The organism is Chroococcidiopsis sp. SAG 2025 (assembly GCF_032860985.1).
Taxonomy (GTDB): Bacteria; Cyanobacteriota; Cyanobacteriia; order Cyanobacteriales; family Chroococcidiopsidaceae; genus Chroococcidiopsis.
Genome location: NZ_JAOCNC010000001.1, coordinates 4,157,575 through 4,175,385 on the forward strand (window position 1 = coordinate 4,157,575; position 17,811 = coordinate 4,175,385).

The window sequence follows — 17,811 nt, forward strand, 5'->3', positions numbered from 1 at the left end:
TACTTACGACTTACGACTTACGACTTCCCAATTACCTATGCGCTTTCCGTCGCTGTTGCCAGTTAATAAACAACTTCTCTAGCTCGATCCAGACGAACATTAAACTGCTGAAGCCGAAGCAGATTAATAATTCTATCGGAGTTATGTAGTGAGTGCCAAAGAAGGCTCGTAAGGGTGGAACGTAAATGAGCAGCAGTTGCAATACTGTGGTTAAACCTACAGCTCCTAAAACGTAGGGATTGGAAAGCGGATTCATTTGAATTGTCAGACGGGTGTTAGAGCGAATCGCCAAAGCATGACCCATTTGTGCTAGGCAGAGCGTGGTAAATACCATTGTTTTCCAGCGATCGCGACTTAGTTCGTTCGGAATGACATTCGCTTGCGTGTGGAAGTACGCCCACTCCATTAAAATAATTGACAAAATGGCAAAGATAATCCCAATCCGCACCATGTACCAACCCAAGCCCCGTGCAAAAATGCTTTCGCGGGGACTAAATGGCGGGCGTTTCATGACGTTGGGTTCTGCTGGTTCTACTGCCAAAGCTAACGCTGGTAGACCATCCGTTACCAGGTTCATCCAGAGAATTTGCAATGGTGACAGCGGTACGCCGCCAAGTCCAAGAATTGGAGCCGCAGCAATGGTTAACACTTCACCGATGTTACTACCGAGAATGTATTTAATAAAGCGGCGGATATTGGTGTAAACAACCCTACCTTCTTCAGTGGCAGCGACGATCGTGGCAAAGTTGTCATCTAGCAAAACCATATCGCTAGCTTCCTTGCTCACGTCCGTACCAGTAATACCCATTGCAATTCCGATATCTGCTTGCTTTAAGGCGGGGGCATCGTTTACCCCGTCTCCCGTCATTGCCACAAATTTACCCTTGCGTTGCAATGCCTGGACGATGCGAAGTTTATGTTCGGGAGACACCCTAGCATAGATGCTCGTTTGGTCTACTTCCCGTTCCAAATCGGCTTGACTCATCCGTTCTAATTCTTGCCCGGTTACGGCGCGATCGCCTGCTTGAGCAATGCCTAAATCGATTCCGATTGCCCTTGCTGTTAACTGGTGGTCGCCCGTGATCATGATCGGACGAATCCCAGCTTCGCGAGATCTGGCTACTGCATCCCTCACTTCCGGTCTGGGTGCATCAAGCATTCCTACTAATCCCAGCCAAACTAATTCTCGTTCTGAAGTCTCTTCCGATCCCTCTGGAGGCAGTTCTGACCAGGGTTTATAGGCAAAACCCAACACCCGCAACCCTTGACTTGCCATCTGGTTATTTTTTTCCAGAATTTGCTGCCGTTGAGCATCATTAATCGCCACAGCGCGATCGCCTGTATGAATGCGATCGCATCTTTCCAAAGTTAGCTCTGGCGACCCTTTTGTAAACATCAAATAAGCCGAGTTATGAGAAGCTAAAGACGAAAGCGCATAGTCTTGTACCTCTTGCCTCTCGCCTCTTGCCTCTTGCCTCGTTCTACAAATCACGCTCATCCGCTTGCGTTCGGAAGAGAAAGGGAATTCAGCCACGCGGGGCAAACGGCTCGACCACTGGTCTTTTTGAATTCCAGCTTTAGCGGCTAAAGTCACCAACGCCCCTTCAGTGGGGTCGCCGAGAATCTTCCATTGTCCTTGTTCCTCTTGCAGGAAAGAATCGTTACACAAAGCACAAGCAACTAGCAATGCTTGTAAATCTGAATCTCGGTCTGCGTCAATCGCTCGACCATCGCTCAAAAATTCTCCTTGGGGTGCATATCCTTCGCCCGTCACCCGCAGAGATTGTTGATTTAACTCTACTGCCTGCACCACCATTTTGTTTTGCGTCAGCGTCCCTGTTTTATCAGAGCAAATCGTGGTGACGCTGCCTAAAGTCTCCACCGCAGGCAGTTTGCGGATCAAGGCATTGCGCTTCACCATCCGCTGCGTTCCTAGCGCTAGAGTCACGGTAATCACCGCTGGTAAGCCTTCTGGGACTACGGCAACCGCCATACTCAAAGATACTTGCAGCAGTTCTTCAAACGCACCCCAACCTAACCGCCACACACCACCTATAACTACCAAAGCGACTAAAACCATCGCCCCTGCTACCAGGACGTTGCCCAACTGCGACATCCGTTGTTGCAGGGGAGTCGGTTCGCTTTCCACTCCTTGCAGCAGAGCAGCGATTTTACCGAGTTCCGTTTGCATTCCCGTGCCGGTGACAATAACCTTGGCACGTCCTTGAGTGACCTCCGTACCTTGATAGACTAAGTTAACGCGATCGCCCAAGCTTGTCTCTTCGGCTACTTGAATATCTGCCTGTTTTTCTACTGCATGAGATTCTCCCGTCAATGCTGACTCACGAATTTGCAGGTTTGATTCTTCGATAATCCTGCCATCGGCGGCGAGTTGGACTCCTGCTTCAATCAGCATGATGTCCCCTGGTACGAGGTCTTTTGCTGCAACTTCCGTCAGTTTGCCGTCGCGCATGACTCTGACTAAGGGAGCAGACAGTTTTTTCAGCGCTGCTAGAGCTTTTTCAGCACGGCTTTCTTGCACGTAGCCGAGAATACCGTTGAGAACGACGATTAAACTAATCGCGATCGCGTCTTTGGGAAAATCGTTATTGCGTATATCTAACACTGCCGATACAATTGCTACAGCAATTAGCATCAGCAACATAATATTTTTGAACTGATCGATCAGGATCGCTAGCGGACTGCGACCTCCTGATTCTTGCAATTCGTTGGTTCCATACTCCTCTAAGCGTTGCTTGACTTGAGACGAGCTTAAACCCGCTTCTGCATTGCTTTCTAAGACTTGTATAGTTTTATCAACTTCTAGGGCGTGCCAAACGTGTGTTGGGTTAGGATAAGGGGTTGCAGACATGGATAGTTTGCTAAGAAATGCTTGCTGAATTAAATCATAAATTAAGCACTATATTTAGGCTATCTATTCTAGGGAGTGGTGGGAGGCAAGGGAAGAAGTTGCAAATTGCACCTCAGAAGTTGTAGGGACGGGTTTTTTAGGGTTGTTTAAATAGATCTGTACCAGAACAAGGAGTCGTAGGGACGGGTTTTTTGAACAGACCTTTGCTACAACAAAAAGTTTTGCCATTAAACCCGCCCGTACAGCTATAATTTCTGTAGCCAGAAATAAGCAATTCCTAATGTTACTAGACTCAATGGCAAACCAAAGCGCAAATGTTCCCAAAAACTAAGGCGATAACCTTGTTTTGCCGCAGCTTCAGCCACAATCATATTTGCCACCGAACCCAAAAGCGTCATATTTCCAGCTAAAGTTGAACCAGCTGCCAGTAACAACCACTCGCGATCGCTATTTTGAGGAATTAATGGTTGTAACAACAATACTGCTGGAACGTTGGATATTAAATTAGAAAGCACTACTGTTACGCTTAATAATCCGGCGTTGCTATCTGTTAATACTGTAAAACTTTGAAGAAACTTTAGATTTTTAACACCGTTTGTGAGTACAAACAAGCCAGAAAACATCAGCAATAAATCCCATTCTACTGCTGGTAGAATTTTCTGTGGCTTTAGCCTACGCGTAATTAAAAGCAATCCAGATGCTACCAACGCTGACTCTGCTAGCGGTGCGCCGAATAGAAATGCTATTAACATCCCTCCAGTAATAATTAAACTTTTATACAGTACGGGTTTAAGAATACGTCTGCGTCTAATGTGGGAACGGTCGAGGGTAGGTTTAAAAGAACGAATTTCGGGATACAAATACCACAGCCAGCCTAATTGTACGAACAATCCCACTACAGCAACAGGAGCCAAAGCTTGAGTAAATTCTAAATAACTAATTTCTGAAAAAGAAGCAATTAAAATATTTTGAGGATTGCCATTTAAAGTAGCAACAGAACCAATGTCTGTGGCTCCAGCCAATGCTAAAAGGTAGGGAATTGGATTTAATTCTAAAGCTAAAGCTAGATCGAGTGTTAAAGGCGTAAAAATTAGAGCAATGGTGTCGTTGAGAAATATGGCAGATAAAAAACCACTGACAAATGTTAACGCAGTTATTAATCCAAAAGGACTGCGAGTGTAACGTAATAAAATATTTAAAGCTAGTTGAAAAAAACCGGCGCTGGTAAGGTAAGCATTGACAATCATAATACTAAGGAGAAAAACGATCGTTCCAGCGTCGATCGCCTCCCAAGCTTCTTTGAGACTAAAACTACCAAGACCAACTAGACAAGCCGCCCCAACAAAAGCGATCGTCGCGCGATTCATCCGCAAGCCAGGGAAGTATCCCAGTCCTAAGCTTATGTATGTCACTCCCAGGATGAGATACTGAAAAAGGTCATTTGTCATTTGTCATTTGTGAGTAGTGGTAGTTGCTAGTTGCTCTCTTCTCTCCCCCAGTTCCTTCAGATGGGCGGTTTCCCCTCAGCTCTCACGATCGCTCTTAGCTCTTATTATTGATATTTGATAAAACTTAACAATATAATGATAGGCGCACTACCTGAGTGTTAGCAGTGTGAAATCTACTGCGTGATGAAGTTGCAACTGATACATCAGCATTTACGTGGTGTACGGCAATCCATCAGAGGCGATGAGTCTTTGTAGTTTCACTACTCACTTTGTACAGAGGTTACATGTAACGTCTCTACATTACTCACTACTCACTCTCTATTAACGTGAATCTAACGAACCACGAAAAACCGATTCACGCTCCTGGCTCCATCCAGTCACACGGAATGCTACTGGTGCTGGAAGAACCAGAATTAAAGGTATTGCAAGTTAGCAACAATATCAATACGTATTTGGGGCTGCAACCCCAAGATTTACTCGATCGCCCTTTAAGTCATTTATTAATAGATCCGCAACAAGCGATCGCGATCGGGCAGCAGTTAACAGGAGAAAATACCAGGAATCTGCTCAAGCTGTCAATTTCAACAGATCGAGGCAAACATTATTTTGATGCGATCGCCTATCGCACAGCAGATGGAGCAATTGTAGAGCTAGAACCAATCGACTCGCCCAATGAAACTAGTTTTTTAAGCTTTCACGCAGCGATCGCGGGTATACTGTCTCAAATTCAAAGCACGTCTAGCTTGCCAGAATTTTTGCAATTAGTTGCCGAGGAAGTGAGAAAACTGACTGGATTCGATCGCGTTATGGTTTATCAATTCGATCGTACTGGTGCGGGTTGCGTTGTTGCCGAAACCAAACGTGCAGATTTATCGCCCTATTTAGGGTTGCACTACCCAGCTACAGATTTACCTCAGCCAGCCAGAGAATTATACGCTCGCTGTTGGCTGCGATTTATTCCTAATATCTCCGCTCCATCTGTAGATCTAGTCACGCTTAACCAGCAACCTGTAGACTTAAGTTTGTCAATTCTCAGGAGTGTGGATGCTTGTTGCGTAGAATACCATCGCAATATGGGTGTAGCAGCACTCTTGGCGATCGCCCTGATGCAGGAACAGCAACTTTGGGGCTTGATTGCCTGCCATCACTATACGCCTAAATACCTTACTTCTGAGGTGCGAATTGCTTGCAAGTTTTTGGGACAGTTGGCTTCGCTGGAGTTAGCCAATAAAATTCGTCAACAGGAATTGAGCGATCGCGTTAAGCTCAAATCGCTGCAATCCGAGCTAATCGAATCGATTTCCCAAGCGAGTAATTTTGTTGAAGCTTTAATCCAACCCGCACCGCGTTTGTTGAGCCTAACCAACGCCACGGGAGCGGCGGTTTGTCTGGGAAATGAAATTTCTTTAGTGGGGGCTACACCTAGCTTAGAAGAAGTGCGATCGCTAATAGACTGGGCAGAGACTCAGGTAAGCGATAACTTGTTTGCTACCGATTCTCTACCACAAATTTATCTGCCATCTGTAGAATTTAAAGCTACAGCCAGCGGCTTGCTGTTACTGCGAATTTCCCAGATTCGCCGCTACTACATCCTGTGGTTTCGTCCCGAAGTTATCCAAACTGTAACTTGGGCGGGCGATCCAAACTCGTCGTTTCAGCTAGAAAATGGGAGCGTGAGCCTGTCACCCCGCCGTTCCTTTGAACGATGGCAGGAAACAGTTAAATTAAAGTCATTGCCTTGGCAATCTTACGAACTCGATAGCGCCAACGATTTAAAAACTGCGATCGTGGGAGTCGTGCTACGCAAGGCAGAAGAATTAGCCCAAATTAACCAAGAACTAGAGCGCAGCAACCGCGAATTAGCTGCTTTTGCCTATGCTGCATCTCACGATTTGAAAGAGCCTTTACGGGGGATTTACAACTACTCCACCATCCTGCTGGAAGATTATGCGGCGTTGCTGGATCTAGACGGAGTTGATTGCTTGCAAACAATTAAGAGTTTGTCTCAGCGCATGGAAACTCTGATTGACGCGCTGCTACGGCTCTCGTTACTAGGAAAAGCCCAACTGCATCTACAAGTAACCGATCTGAATGAGTTATTGCAAGAAGCGATCGCAGTTTTATTTGCCAGTCGTCCAGAAGTGCAGATGAGCGTTCGCATTCCCCGCTCTTTACCAACAATTGAGTGCGATCCAGTCCTTGTCAACGAAGTTTTCAGCAATTTAATGAGTAATGCCCTGAAATATAACGATACAGATGCTTGGGTAGAAATTGGCTATCAGGAGCGATCCGGTGAACCGACAATCTTGTACGTTCGAGATAACGGCATTGGTATTCAAACCCATCACCACGAAACAATCTTCAAACTCTTCAAGCGGCTGCACTCCCAGGATAAATATGGCGGGGGAACCGGAGCGGGGTTAGCGATCGTCAAAAAGATTGTCGAGTTACACGGCGGGAAGATCTGGGTTGAATCTATCCCTGGAGCAGGAGCAACATTTTATTTCTCCCTACAATAATTAAATCTTCCTAAAAGTATTTATGCTTAGTGTAACTCCTTGAAATAATTAACTTATGTAACAAAACATGTGGTTTTCATAAGAGCGGATGACAACTAGACCGAATGAACCGTTGCTGGTAGCTGAAGATAGTAATGAAGATTTTAAAATGCTACAACGGCTAATGCGGCGGATGACCGTGCAGAATCCCATTTATCGCTGTAAAACTGGGGATGAGGTGTTAGATTTTCTGTATCAGGCGGGAGATTATCAAAGTCCCGCTCAAGCGCCAAGACCTTCAGTTATCCTGCTCGATTTGAACTTACCAGGAATTGACGGACGCGATGTTTTAGAGCGCCTGAAGCAAGACATAAGTTTCAAAGAAATTCCTATAGTCGTATTTACGACATCTGCTAATCCTAAAGATATTGAATTGTGCTATCAAAGAGGCGCAAACGGTTATTTAATCAAACCAATGGACTCTAGCGAGTTAGAGAAAACCGTTCAAGCATTTGTAGAATACTGGCTCGAAGCCAACACGCCGCCATCCGTTGTTAGTTAACAGTAGAGGAGCAGGGAGCGCACGAGCAGGGAACGGGGACAAGGGGGACAAGGGAGAATAACAACCAACAACCATCAACAAATGACCAATGACCAATAAGTAAATTTTTTACATTTTATTTATATTTCGTTGATTTTTATTTAAAATTCTATAAGAACGCACATATATAACTTCAGGAGAGTTATTTCTCTCCCGATCGCCGAATATGCCGAACGCTCAGACGCTACTCATCGTTGATGACTGTCCAGAAGATCGGAAAATCTATCGTCGGTATCTGCTGCAAGATCCGCATCAGTCGTATCGCATTATAGAAGCTGACTCAGCTAAAGACGGACTGGCACTATACCAAGAAAGATACTGCGATTTGATCCTGCTCGATTTTTACCTGCCAGATATGAGCGGGTTAGATTTTCTGGAAAAGTTAGAGCTAGAATTGGCAGCTCCGACAGCGGTGATTATGCTGACAGGGCAGGGCAATGAAGGAATTGCCGTGCAAGCCATGAAGCAAGGCGTGCGAGATTATCTCGTCAAGCAATATTTGAAGCCAGATGTGTTGCGACTAGCGGTGCGTAACGCCCTGAAGCAATCGTACCTTCATGCCGAGTTATATAAAACGCGAGAGCGACAGCGTTTAATTACAACTACAGCGCTGCGAATTCGTCAGTCGCTCAATTTAGAGCAAATTTTACATACAGCAGTGGTAGAGGTACACCAACTGCTAAGATGTGATCGCGTCATGGTTTGTCAGTTTATTCCCACTCAAGGCAGTCAGATTGTAGCTGATTCGTCAAAGTCTAGCTGCGAATTAGAAATAGGTAACTTTATTCGGGACTACCCCCAAATTGGTAGCGGCTACGAGGCAAATTGGAGCGAGATTTGCGATCGCCTGCCAAAACAGTTTCAGTCACCAGCCAGTTTAGTCGTACCGATTCAGCTCAGCTATAATTACACAAACCCGCAACCTTGGGGTTTACTGATCGCCCACCACAGTACTAGCGAGTGGCAGTGGCAATCAGATGAGGTAGAAATTTTACAACAACTAGCAGTACAGCTAGCGATCGCCATCCAGCAAGCGGAACTTCTAGCGCAGACTCAAGCCGCATTAGAGGCAGAAAAACAACTCAATGCGTTTAAATCCCAAATTATTGCCACTGTTTCCCACGAATATCGCACGCCTTTAGCTGCCATCCTAGCGTCAGCATCAACGCTGAAGCAAAATAGCACTTTACTACACCAAACCCAGCAACAACGGTTTCTGCAACTGATTGAAGACAAAGCTAGGCACATGGCAAAACTAGTTGATGACTTGCTGAGCGTGAATCAATCGGAGTCGGGCAAAATGAAGTTTCAGCCGACGCTGCTCGATCTGGCTCGATTATGCTCGGAAGCGATCGCAGAGCAAAAACAGCTGGCGAGCGATCGCCACCAATTGATCTTTCAAGCTACAGGAGATCTGCAAGATTTCTGGGGCGATCGACGACTACTACGGCAAACCTTTGGTAACTTAATTTCCAATGCCGTTAAATATTCTCCTCTAGGTGGTTGGATCGAGGTAGACCTCAAAACAACCAATGCACAAATCATCTTTTCTGTCAAGGATGAAGGTATTGGCATTCCCGCAGCAGATCGAGCCAACCTATTTAAATCCTTCAGTCGGGGTAGTAACGTCGATACCATTCCAGGCACGGGTTTAGGACTGGCGATCGCCAAAGCTTGCATCGACCTCCACGGCGGAGAAATTAGCTTAGAAAGCGAAGTAGGGCAAGGAACTGAAGTGACAGTCATTCTTCCGGTGAGAAAGGGAAGTGCAGAGACGTTGTAAGTCGTAAGTTAGGCGAATCTACGGGAATCTATTTGTTGCCGAAACTGTAACGCATCCAGAATTTGAATTGCTTCAATGCCAGATTAGGAACAAATTATTTCCCCATGCTTTCTAATTCAGCACGGCTACAGTGTGAGGCAAATTTAATCTATGCAACGCTCTCGAAATTGTGAAACAAAGTTTGTACCAAGACGCAAAACCTTTTTCCAATTCCCCGCTCCCCAGCTACTTGCGATCGCCTTAAGCTTGTCAACTCTCAGTTATATTTGTCCCGTATGGGCGCAACCAGCTCCAGAAAAAATGGATCGAACTTATAAAACTCTGACTGTTACGGGTAGAGGGGTAGAATCTATCCCCACCACGCTAGCTCAGGTACGTTTGGGAGTGGAAGTACAAGGCAAAACCGCCCAGCAAGTGCAGCAAGAAGCAGCGCGGCGATCGTCAGCAGTTGTAGACTTATTGAAATCGCGTAACGTAGAAAAACTAGAAACTACAGGAATTTACTTAAATCCTCTTTATAACTACGCCAACAACGAGCAACGGCTTACGGGTTATTCTGCCACAAATACAGTAAGTTTCCGCGTCCCAACGTCACAAGCTGGTAATATCATTGATGCTGCCGTCAAAACTGGAGCAACTCGGATCGAAGGGGTGAGTTTTACTGCTACAGATGAGGCGATCGCCAAAGCGAGACAACAAGCCCTGCAAGCAGCGACAAAAGATGCTCAACAGCAAGCAAGTGCTGTCTTTAGCAGCCTCAATTTCAGCCAAAAGGAAATTGTCAGCATTCAAGTCAACAGTGCCAACCCGCCACAGCCTCCCATGCCTTTAATGGCAAGAGAAGCAGCTTTTGCTGATAAAGCTGCTACGACCCCCATAGTCGGTGGAGAACAGCAAATAGAGGCTTCTGTGACGCTGCAAATTGGTTATTGATGGTGTAGAGACGTTCCATGGAACGTCTCTACAGCTTAAAAATTATCATCGCTACTGTAACCGCCATAACCGCCACCTTCGTTATCACGTTTAGATCCTAAAAGATCCATTTTGTCCACAAGAATGATTGGCGTTGAACGCGGTGTACCCGTATTGCGATCGTCCCAGGTGTCGAACTTTAAGGAACCCTTGATTCCAATTAGACTTCCCTTACGAACGTAATCTTTGGCTGTTTGCGCTGTTTTACCCCAAATTTCTAGCGTGAACCAGTCTGGTTCATCGCTATTTTTGGTTGGTCTCCTTACAGCTAGCGTCATGCGGCACTTGACACTACCAGACTCAAAATACTTAATATCAGGGTCGCCACCAACACGACCGACGAGAGTAACAACGTTAAGACTCATATCACTCAAATTTAGTACACTTGTACTCGAAATCCATAACCACAATCGTAGCTTATTCCGTACCTGTACTGGCAAGATCTCAGTTGTCAGATATCAGTGGCTGGTGACTAGTGACTAGTGATAAAAAGCTGGTTTTACTATTTACCATCCAATTATCAATTACTAATTTATGAAGATTTTATAAATTGGAGCGTTAGGCATTTACTTCTTGTCAACGATCTCCTTTTTTTTCTTCACAAAACTATTAAGTGTTAGTACTTAATCGAGCGATCGCCAAAGTTTCAATAGTTGGAAATCGGCTTTTCGGTAACTGATAACTGATAACTAATAACTGATAACTAACAACTGTGAAATTACTTAAAGTAAGCAAAAAATGGCTTAAATTTGTATAAAGATTCAGTGAAATTACCCTTGGGAATTTAGTTGGACAAGCGTTAACTTTTCTTAACTGAAGGGGTGTTTTTGTCAGCCAGTCTAAGAATTGCAACTAAGCCTGACCGAGAATTAGTTGGCTCGACTAAACTCGAATTAGAGGGGTAAGAGAATTCCGATCTAGTTACTAATACTCTACTGATGTGTAAAAACTATATCTTGCTTTTACGGGGGAGTGAGAAGCGTGGGTATGTTTGGTCTGTTTAATCGTTTATCGTTGTCTAGAGATATGGGTATCGATCTCGGTACTGCAAATACTTTGATTTATGTCTCTGGCAAAGGAATTGTACTGCAAGAACCTTCGGCGATCGCACTGGATTTAAGCGATAAATCGTCGATTGCTGTGGGAGAAGAAGCCAGAAAAATGCTTGGTAGAACGCCTACTAAGCCCGTAAACGTCTCTGTAATTCGTCCGCTACGGGATGGAGTCATTGCTGACTTCGATGCAGCCGAAATGATGCTGAAGCATTTCATGCAAAAAGTTCATGAAGGCAGGGTTGTCTCTCCCCGCGTCGTGATTGGTATTCCCAGTGGAGTTACGGGGGTAGAACGCAGAGCATTAATGGATGCAGCATCTCAAGCAGGCGCGAGAGAAGTTTATTTAATTGACGAACCACTAGCAGCAGCAATCGGCGCGGGTTTGCCTGTTGCCGAACCTATCGGCAGCATGATCGTAGATGTTGGGGGTGGAACAACAGAAATTGCCGTTCTCAGTCTTTACGGTACGGTACTGAGCGAATCGGTAAGGATTGCAGGGGACGAACTGAATGAAGCCATCATGCAGTACATGCGAAAAATTTACAACTTAGTCATCGGCGAACGCACGGCGGAAGAAATTAAGCTGCGGATTGGCTCTGCCTATCCCTCGCGCGACGACGAAGAGAATATGATGGAAGTTAGGGGATTGCATCTGCTTTCTGGTTTGCCGCGTAGCGTCACAATTAAAGAACCAGAGATTCGCGAAAGTATGTCAGAACCGCTGTCTGTGATTGTGGAAGCACTCAAGCGGACGCTGGAACGAACACCACCAGAGCTTGCAGCCGACATTGTAGATCGAGGTATTATGCTTGCGGGTGGAGGCGCGAAACTGAAAGGATTAGATACGCTAATTAGTCATGAGACTGGTATCGTCACCCACGTAGCAGCCGAGCCAATGCACTGCGTTGTCTTAGGAACGGGGTTGGCACTGGAAAAATTCAAGCAAATGGAGCGAGTCTTTAGCGATCGCTCTCGGCGTGGTTGACAGTTGACAGTTAACTGTCAACTGTCAACTGTCAACCACAAATAAACTGCATATCTGTCTGTTATCTAAACCTAAAAGCCTATTAAGTCAATCCATCGAGTTGACTGCTAACTACTAAAACCTATGTATATCGAACGTCGTCAGTGGTGGGAGAAACGCGCCCTACCAATCTTACTATGCATTGTTGCCCTTGGTACTGCTTGGACTATCAGGCAGACCCAAGCAGCACTGATTTTTGAAATTTATCAACTCATCACTCGCCCGTTTCATCGCTCGGTTTCCGTGCAAGCAGAGCGCTTAAGCGATGCTCAAAATCAAGAGCTTCAAGCTCAGTTAGCAGAACTCAAAAGTCAAAACCAACAGTTAAAAAAACTACTGAGTTATGAGTCTGCTAATAATTTAGAACAAGCTATTGTCGCTCCAGTCATCGGACGTAGTGCCGATCAATGGTGGCAACAAATAACTTTGGGACGCGGTACGAGTACGGGAATTAAAGTCGGAGATATCGTCACTGCTCCTGGGGGGTTAGTGGGTAAGATTAGTAGCGTCACTCCCAACACCAGCCGCGTACTGCTAATTAGCGATCGCACCAGTCAGCTAGGGGTTACAGTCAGTCGCAGCCGTCATACAGGATTTTTACGCGGGTTATCAGAAAGTCAAGCCGTGATGCAGTTTTTTGATAAAGTGCCTGACGTGAAACGCGGCGATGCGATCGCCACTTCTACTTACAGCCAAATTTATCCCGCCGGATTACCTGTAGGCAAGATTGAATCCATCGACTTGAATAAAAGCCCTGCTCCCGAAGCTATTGTCTCCTTTTCTGCTCCCATTCCCCATCTAGAGTGGGCAGTTGTTTATTCTAAAAGTAATTAGGAAGCAGGGCGTACGGCTAGCCGTATGCTCTGCTCGATCCGAACATAAAAATTACGATTTACAAATTCTGAATTACGATTTTCGTTTGCTGCTTTAAGATCGAGGCTCTGAAAATTGAAATTTTAAAAAATATCCTCTTTTTTTATGCAGGGACTTAAATCTTTGCGCCACCTGTGGCAGAAGTCTCCTGGTTGGCGACAGTTTGTTAATGGGGTAGCGATTGTTGGCTCAGCGAGTTTGTGTCTGCTCTTACTACCGATGCGCTTGCCAGGAACAGTTTTACTTGGTATTGCTCCTAACTGGTTGCTGATCTGGGTAGTGACTTGGAGTATTAAACGCCCGGTTTTACAAGGAGCGATCGCAGGTATTACTTTGGGACTTATTCAAGATGGCATGACTGCCCATAATCCCACTCATGTTTTTGGTTTAATGATGGTGGGAATTCTGACGGCACGGTTGCAAAAGCAGCGCTATCTTCAGGAAGATTTTATTTCTGTGGCTCTGATTGTCTTTGCCATGACGATTATGGTAGAAACGATCGCCACCCTACAATTTGGTTTCCTGGGTGAGGCAACAACATATACATTTGGTTTGCCATTAGAGAAATTAGCTGAGGTATGGCAACATCACCAACAAATTGCGTTAATTTCAGCCGTAATCAGTAGCCTTTGGGCTCCAGTTATTTACTATCCCTTAAATCACTGGTGGACAACAACGAGATTTTTAGGCACGCGATAAGGATTTGAGATAGAAGGCAGGCAGGAGGTATATTTTGACTTTTGTACGGGTGGGGGCGCAAATAAATCAACAGCTTAAACCAAAAATTTTTGGTCAAAACCCGCCCCGATAACTGTACGGGCGGGTTTAGCAAATAGCTCGACAGCTTGCACCGGAAATTTTTGGTCAAAACCCGCTCCTACATTCTTCACAAAATCTCAGCCAGAGCCTTGACAAGTTGAGCGTTTTGCTCATTTGTACCAACGGTAATGCGAAGTTTGTCTTCTAAGCGCGGCTGGGGAAAATATCGGACTAATATACCTCTTGTTTTCAAACTGCGGTAAAGATATTCGGCATTACCATGAGGCGATCGCGCTAGAAGAAAGTTGGCTTGTGATGGACAAACATCAAAGTTGAGTTTTTGCAATTCACTAGCTAACGTTGCCCGCGATGTTTTGATTTTCTCGGCATTAGCATTTTTATGTGCTTGGTCTTCAAGTGCAGCTACTCCCACACTACAAGCGATCGCATCAATGTTGTAACTATCTTTCACTTTCATCAACCCGGCAATTAAAGCAGGATTGGCTACAGCAAAGCCCAGTCTAATTCCTGCTAAAGAATAGCCCTTGGAAAGCGTTCTTAAAATGATGACATTATCATGCTTTTTAGCCAATTCCAAAGCATTCTCTGCGGCAAAATCAACATAAGCCTCGTCAATGACCAAAACACCGTGCAATTGCGTCGCTAGCTTGTCGAGTAACTCTAGTGACACGACTGTACCAGATGGACTATGAGGTGAGGCAATAAATGTCACGGCTCCATTCGCAGCAATGAGTTCTTCTAGCGGCAGATTGTAATTGTCGTCATAGGGAATTTCGACAAATTCAGCATCCTGAATCTGTGCCAAGGTACGGTATAAAACATAGGTTGGCATGGGACAAACAATCTGCCGCTGCGGTGAGGTACAAGCGCGGGTAATAACACCCAGTAGTTCGTCACTACCGTTACCGACAATAATCCAGTCTGAAGGGATATCTAAAGCAGCACTAACGGCAGTGCGAAAACGTCCAGCCATTGGTTCTGGATAGCGCCGTAATAATTCTCCATCTAAGTTACGTAGCGCTTCCAATACCAACGGTGAGGACGGGTAAGGATTCTCATTCGAGTTAATCTTGATAATATTCGCGCCAACGAGCTGTTCTCCAGGTACGTAGCCTGACATTTGCTCGATGTTGTGGCGAAAGTATGTCATGGCGAAGTCAGAAATCAAAAGTCAAAAGTCAAAAGTTGTAGGGGCGGGTTTTGAGCAAAAATTGAAGGCTGTGGCTGTCACTCTCTTTGCTAAACCCGCCCGTACCCCAAGTTAAAAGTCAAAAGTTGTAGGGGCGGGTTTTGAGCAAAAATTTTCGGGCTTTGGTGGTCGATCTATTTGCGCGGAATCGCCCGTACAGTCGTAGGGGTAGATTTTTTGAAGCAGCCTGTGAAACAAAAAATAATTCTTCGATTAAACCCGTTCGTACAAAAGTCGGAGCGATCGTTCCATGTATAAATGTGGGAGCTTGTACTGTAAAAGTCTCACCAAGCCTATAATATAGCGCAGAATCTCAGCTAATCTTTGGAGTACAAACGGCATTGGCAATGGATTCCAAAATAGAGCTAAGGGTAGGTACGGCTTTTGACCGAGAAATGATGCAACGGTGTCTTACCCTTGCCCGTCGTGCTTTAGGACGCACTGCCCCCAATCCTCTAGTTGGGGCTGTTGTGGTGCAGGATGGAAAAATCGTCGGCGAAGGCTTTCATCCTGGGGCAGGGCAACCTCATGCAGAAGTTTTTGCTCTGAAAGCAGCAGGCGATCGCGCCCTGGGAGCTACCGTTTATGTCAGCCTCGAACCCTGCAACCACTACGGACGTACTCCCCCTTGTACGGAAGCTTTAATCGCGGCTGGGGTAGCAAAAGTCGTGGTGGGAATGGTCGATCCGAACCCCCTAGTTGCAGGGGGAGGAGTTGCGCGGCTACGCAGTGCGGGAATTGAAGTTGTAGTTGGAGTGGAAGAAGCTGACTGTCGGCAACTCAATGAAGGGTTTATTCATCGCATGATCTACCAGCGACCCTTCGGCATCTTTAAATATGCCATGACCCTCGACGGTAAAATTGCTACGACTAGCGGTCATAGTGCTTGGATCACCAATCCAGCAGCGCGAGAGGAAGTGCAGCAGCTACGAATTGCGTGCGATGCCATCATTGTTGGCGGAAACACCGTGAGAATTGATAATCCCCGCTTGACAATCCGCCAAATTGATGCACCCAATCCTTTGCGGGTAGTCATGAGCCGGACGTTAGATTTTCCAACAACAGCTCATTTGTGGCAAACCGAAACAGTACCGACATTAGTGATGACGCAAGCAGGAGTAAACCCAGACATGCAGGCGCTACTACGCGATCGCGGTGTAGAAATTTTAGAACTCGATTCCCTTACCCCCACCGCAGCAATGGCTCATCTCTACCAGCGCGGCTGTCTTTCCGTCCTGTGGGAATGCGGCGGAACTTTAGCAGCAGAAGCGATCGCCCAAGGTACGGTTCAGAAAATTTTCGCCTTTATTGCCCCCAAAATCATCGGCGGAAGTACAGCCCCCACCCCAGTAGGTGACTTAGGTTTTACCCAAATGACACAAGCCATAACTCTCGAACGAGTCCAATGGCGCACCGTAGGATCTGATTGTTTGATGGAAGGGTATTTACTAGGGAGCAGGGAGCAGGGAGCAGCGAGGAAGAGAGCTGAGGGAGAGTCGCCCAGCTGAGGAGGCTGGGGGAGCTGAGGAGACTAGGAGCAGAGGAGCAACAACCGTCAAGTGTCAACTGTCAGCCATCAACCGTCTTCAAGGAGTGTAGCGGAGCGCGTTTATTGTCAACCGTCAACTACCAATTACCAATTACCACCAACTGATGATTGAAGTCGAACATTTGAGTAAAACTTACGGTTCTACGTCTGGGATTCAGGACGTGACTTTCAGCGTGGAAGCGGGAGAAATTTTGGGTTTCCTTGGACCCAATGGCGCTGGAAAGACCACAACTATGCGGATCTTAGCGGGCTATCTACCTGCGAGTAGCGGTACGGCACGCATTGCAGGCTATGATGTCCACGAACAGTCCTTAGCCGTGCGTCAGCGGATCGGTTATCTACCCGAAACGCCGCCTCTATATCTCGATATGACGGTGGAAGGGTTTCTGTATTTTGTAGCAAGATTGAAGGGAGTAGCCGCAGGCGATCGCCATCGGCGGGTCAAAGCAGCTATAGAACGGTGTAACCTACAAGAAAAACGGCGCGTTTTGATTCGCAAACTCTCCAAAGGGTTTCGCCAACGGGTGGGGATCGCTCAGGCGATCGTCCACGATCCGCCAGTGATTATTCTCGACGAACCTACGGTAGGACTCGATCCCCGTCAAATTATTGATGTCCGTAATTTAATTAAAAGTCTTGCTGATAGCCATACAATCGTGCTTTCTACCCACATTCTGCCGGAAGTTAGCATGACTTGTAACCGCGTCGCTATTATCAATCGCGGACAAATTATTGCTACCGGAACTCCTGACAGTTTAGAAGCGAACCTAACTGGTGGTGCAGGTTACGAAATTGAAATTGAAGGCGATGGCGCGGCGGCGCAACAATTGATAAAAATGCTGCCCAGCGTGCGATCGATTGAGTCAAACCCTACCCCAGAAGCAAATCGTTACGTACTGCGAGTCGTCTCCCAACCAAGTACGGAACCAGGACCAGATATTATTGCTGTTTTGGTCGGAATGGGATTGAAAATTTACGAAATGCGAAGAACGCGAGCATCTTTAGAAGATGTGTTCTTAGAACTAACTATGGAAGAGACAGTAACCAGTGACCAGTTATCAGTGACCAGTGACCAGTAACCAGTTATCAATGACCAGTTGGTTGTTTTATCTCCTCTGCTCCTGAAGCTCCTCTGCTTCCTTGTCTCCCCCCTCTCCCTTGTCCCCT

Annotated in this window: 13 protein-coding genes; 9 read left to right on the plus strand and 4 right to left on the minus strand. The window is 46.0% G+C overall.

All coding sequences use genetic code 11. The annotated features are described in order from the left end of the window. Positions 1–31: 31 nt before the first annotated feature. Both N4J56_RS20075 and N4J56_RS20080 read right to left on the minus strand, forming a co-directional pair. Positions 32–2,872 carry a cation-transporting P-type ATPase gene (locus tag N4J56_RS20075; protein ID WP_317108050.1) on the minus strand — a complete coding sequence of 947 codons (2,841 nt, stop codon included), beginning with the start codon at positions 2,870–2,872 and terminating at the stop codon, positions 32–34. A gap of 245 nt (positions 2,873–3,117) precedes the next feature. Next, the gene (locus tag N4J56_RS20080; protein ID WP_317108051.1) at positions 3,118–4,320 is read right to left on the minus strand and encodes an anion transporter; all 1,203 of its coding nucleotides are present in this window, start codon (positions 4,318–4,320) and stop codon (positions 3,118–3,120) included. Positions 4,321–4,640: 320 nt separating this feature from the next. Between N4J56_RS20080 and N4J56_RS20085 the strand changes: the two genes are divergently transcribed. The 4 genes from N4J56_RS20085 (at position 4,641) to N4J56_RS20100 (ending at position 10,135) form a co-directional block, all read left to right on the plus strand. Next, positions 4,641–6,839, plus strand: coding sequence for an ATP-binding protein (locus tag N4J56_RS20085; protein WP_410500546.1), 2,199 nt, complete (start codon positions 4,641–4,643; stop codon positions 6,837–6,839). A gap of 88 nt (positions 6,840–6,927) precedes the next feature. After that, positions 6,928–7,380, plus strand: a complete 453-nt coding sequence (locus N4J56_RS20090) for a response regulator (RefSeq protein ID WP_317108053.1) — start codon at positions 6,928–6,930, stop codon at positions 7,378–7,380. A gap of 205 nt (positions 7,381–7,585) precedes the next feature. After that, entirely contained in the window at positions 7,586–9,202 is a 1,617-nt protein-coding gene (locus N4J56_RS20095; RefSeq protein ID WP_317108054.1) for a sensor histidine kinase, read from the plus strand. Between the two features lie 150 nt (positions 9,203–9,352). Further along, entirely contained in the window at positions 9,353–10,135 is a 783-nt protein-coding gene (locus N4J56_RS20100) for an SIMPL domain-containing protein (protein WP_317108055.1), read from the plus strand. 35 nt (positions 10,136–10,170) lie between these two features. Here N4J56_RS20100 and N4J56_RS20105 read toward each other — a convergent pair whose 3' ends face one another. Beyond that, complete coding sequence (locus tag N4J56_RS20105) at positions 10,171–10,539, minus strand: single-stranded DNA-binding protein (RefSeq protein WP_317108056.1); 369 nt, start codon at positions 10,537–10,539, stop codon at positions 10,171–10,173. A gap of 661 nt (positions 10,540–11,200) precedes the next feature. Between N4J56_RS20105 and N4J56_RS20110 the strand changes: the two genes are divergently transcribed. The 3 genes from N4J56_RS20110 (at position 11,201) to mreD (ending at position 13,825) form a co-directional block, all read left to right on the plus strand. Next, positions 11,201–12,214 carry a rod shape-determining protein gene (locus tag N4J56_RS20110; protein WP_410500547.1) on the plus strand — a complete coding sequence of 338 codons (1,014 nt, stop codon included), beginning with the start codon at positions 11,201–11,203 and terminating at the stop codon, positions 12,212–12,214. 123 nt (positions 12,215–12,337) lie between these two features. Continuing rightward, entirely contained in the window at positions 12,338–13,087 is a 750-nt protein-coding gene (gene mreC / locus N4J56_RS20115; RefSeq protein ID WP_317108058.1) for a rod shape-determining protein MreC, read from the plus strand. A 144-nt stretch (positions 13,088–13,231) separates the two neighbouring features. Continuing rightward, positions 13,232–13,825 (plus strand): rod shape-determining protein MreD, encoded by a 594-nt coding sequence (mreD, locus tag N4J56_RS20120; protein ID WP_317108059.1) that lies wholly within the window; start codon positions 13,232–13,234, stop codon positions 13,823–13,825. A 187-nt stretch (positions 13,826–14,012) separates the two neighbouring features. On the opposite strand, the gene hisC is transcribed toward mreD, so the two are convergent. Continuing rightward, entirely contained in the window at positions 14,013–15,056 is a 1,044-nt protein-coding gene (gene hisC / locus N4J56_RS20125; protein ID WP_317108060.1) for a histidinol-phosphate transaminase, read from the minus strand. Between the two features lie 386 nt (positions 15,057–15,442). Between hisC and ribD the strand changes: the two genes are divergently transcribed. Next, positions 15,443–16,603, plus strand: coding sequence for a bifunctional diaminohydroxyphosphoribosylaminopyrimidine deaminase/5-amino-6-(5-phosphoribosylamino)uracil reductase RibD (gene ribD, locus N4J56_RS20130; protein WP_317108061.1), 1,161 nt, complete (start codon positions 15,443–15,445; stop codon positions 16,601–16,603). A gap of 145 nt (positions 16,604–16,748) precedes the next feature. Further along, positions 16,749–17,723 carry an ABC transporter ATP-binding protein gene (locus N4J56_RS20135; protein WP_317108062.1) on the plus strand — a complete coding sequence of 325 codons (975 nt, stop codon included), beginning with the start codon at positions 16,749–16,751 and terminating at the stop codon, positions 17,721–17,723. Positions 17,724–17,811 lie beyond the last annotated feature (88 nt).

Excerpts from the sequence above, each read along its gene's own strand:
- N4J56_RS20075 (WP_317108050.1), bottom strand. The coding sequence starts at position 2,872 with ATGTCTGCAACCCCTTATCCTAACCCAACACACGTTTGGCACGCCCTA.
- N4J56_RS20080 (WP_317108051.1), bottom strand. The coding sequence starts at position 4,320 with ATGACAAATGACCTTTTTCAGTATCTCATCCTGGGAGTGACATACATA.
- N4J56_RS20090 (WP_317108053.1), top strand. The coding sequence starts at position 6,928 with ATGACAACTAGACCGAATGAACCGTTGCTGGTAGCTGAAGATAGTAAT.
- N4J56_RS20095 (WP_317108054.1), top strand. The coding sequence starts at position 7,586 with ATGCCGAACGCTCAGACGCTACTCATCGTTGATGACTGTCCAGAAGAT.
- N4J56_RS20100 (WP_317108055.1), top strand. The coding sequence starts at position 9,353 with ATGCAACGCTCTCGAAATTGTGAAACAAAGTTTGTACCAAGACGCAAA.
- N4J56_RS20105 (WP_317108056.1), bottom strand. The coding sequence starts at position 10,539 with ATGAGTCTTAACGTTGTTACTCTCGTCGGTCGTGTTGGTGGCGACCCT.
- N4J56_RS20110 (WP_410500547.1), top strand. The coding sequence starts at position 11,201 with ATGGGTATCGATCTCGGTACTGCAAATACTTTGATTTATGTCTCTGGC.
- mreC (WP_317108058.1), top strand. The coding sequence starts at position 12,338 with ATGTATATCGAACGTCGTCAGTGGTGGGAGAAACGCGCCCTACCAATC.
- mreD (WP_317108059.1), top strand. The coding sequence starts at position 13,232 with ATGCAGGGACTTAAATCTTTGCGCCACCTGTGGCAGAAGTCTCCTGGT.
- hisC (WP_317108060.1), bottom strand. The coding sequence starts at position 15,056 with ATGACATACTTTCGCCACAACATCGAGCAAATGTCAGGCTACGTACCT.
- ribD (WP_317108061.1), top strand. The coding sequence starts at position 15,443 with ATGGATTCCAAAATAGAGCTAAGGGTAGGTACGGCTTTTGACCGAGAA.
- N4J56_RS20135 (WP_317108062.1), top strand. The coding sequence starts at position 16,749 with ATGATTGAAGTCGAACATTTGAGTAAAACTTACGGTTCTACGTCTGGG.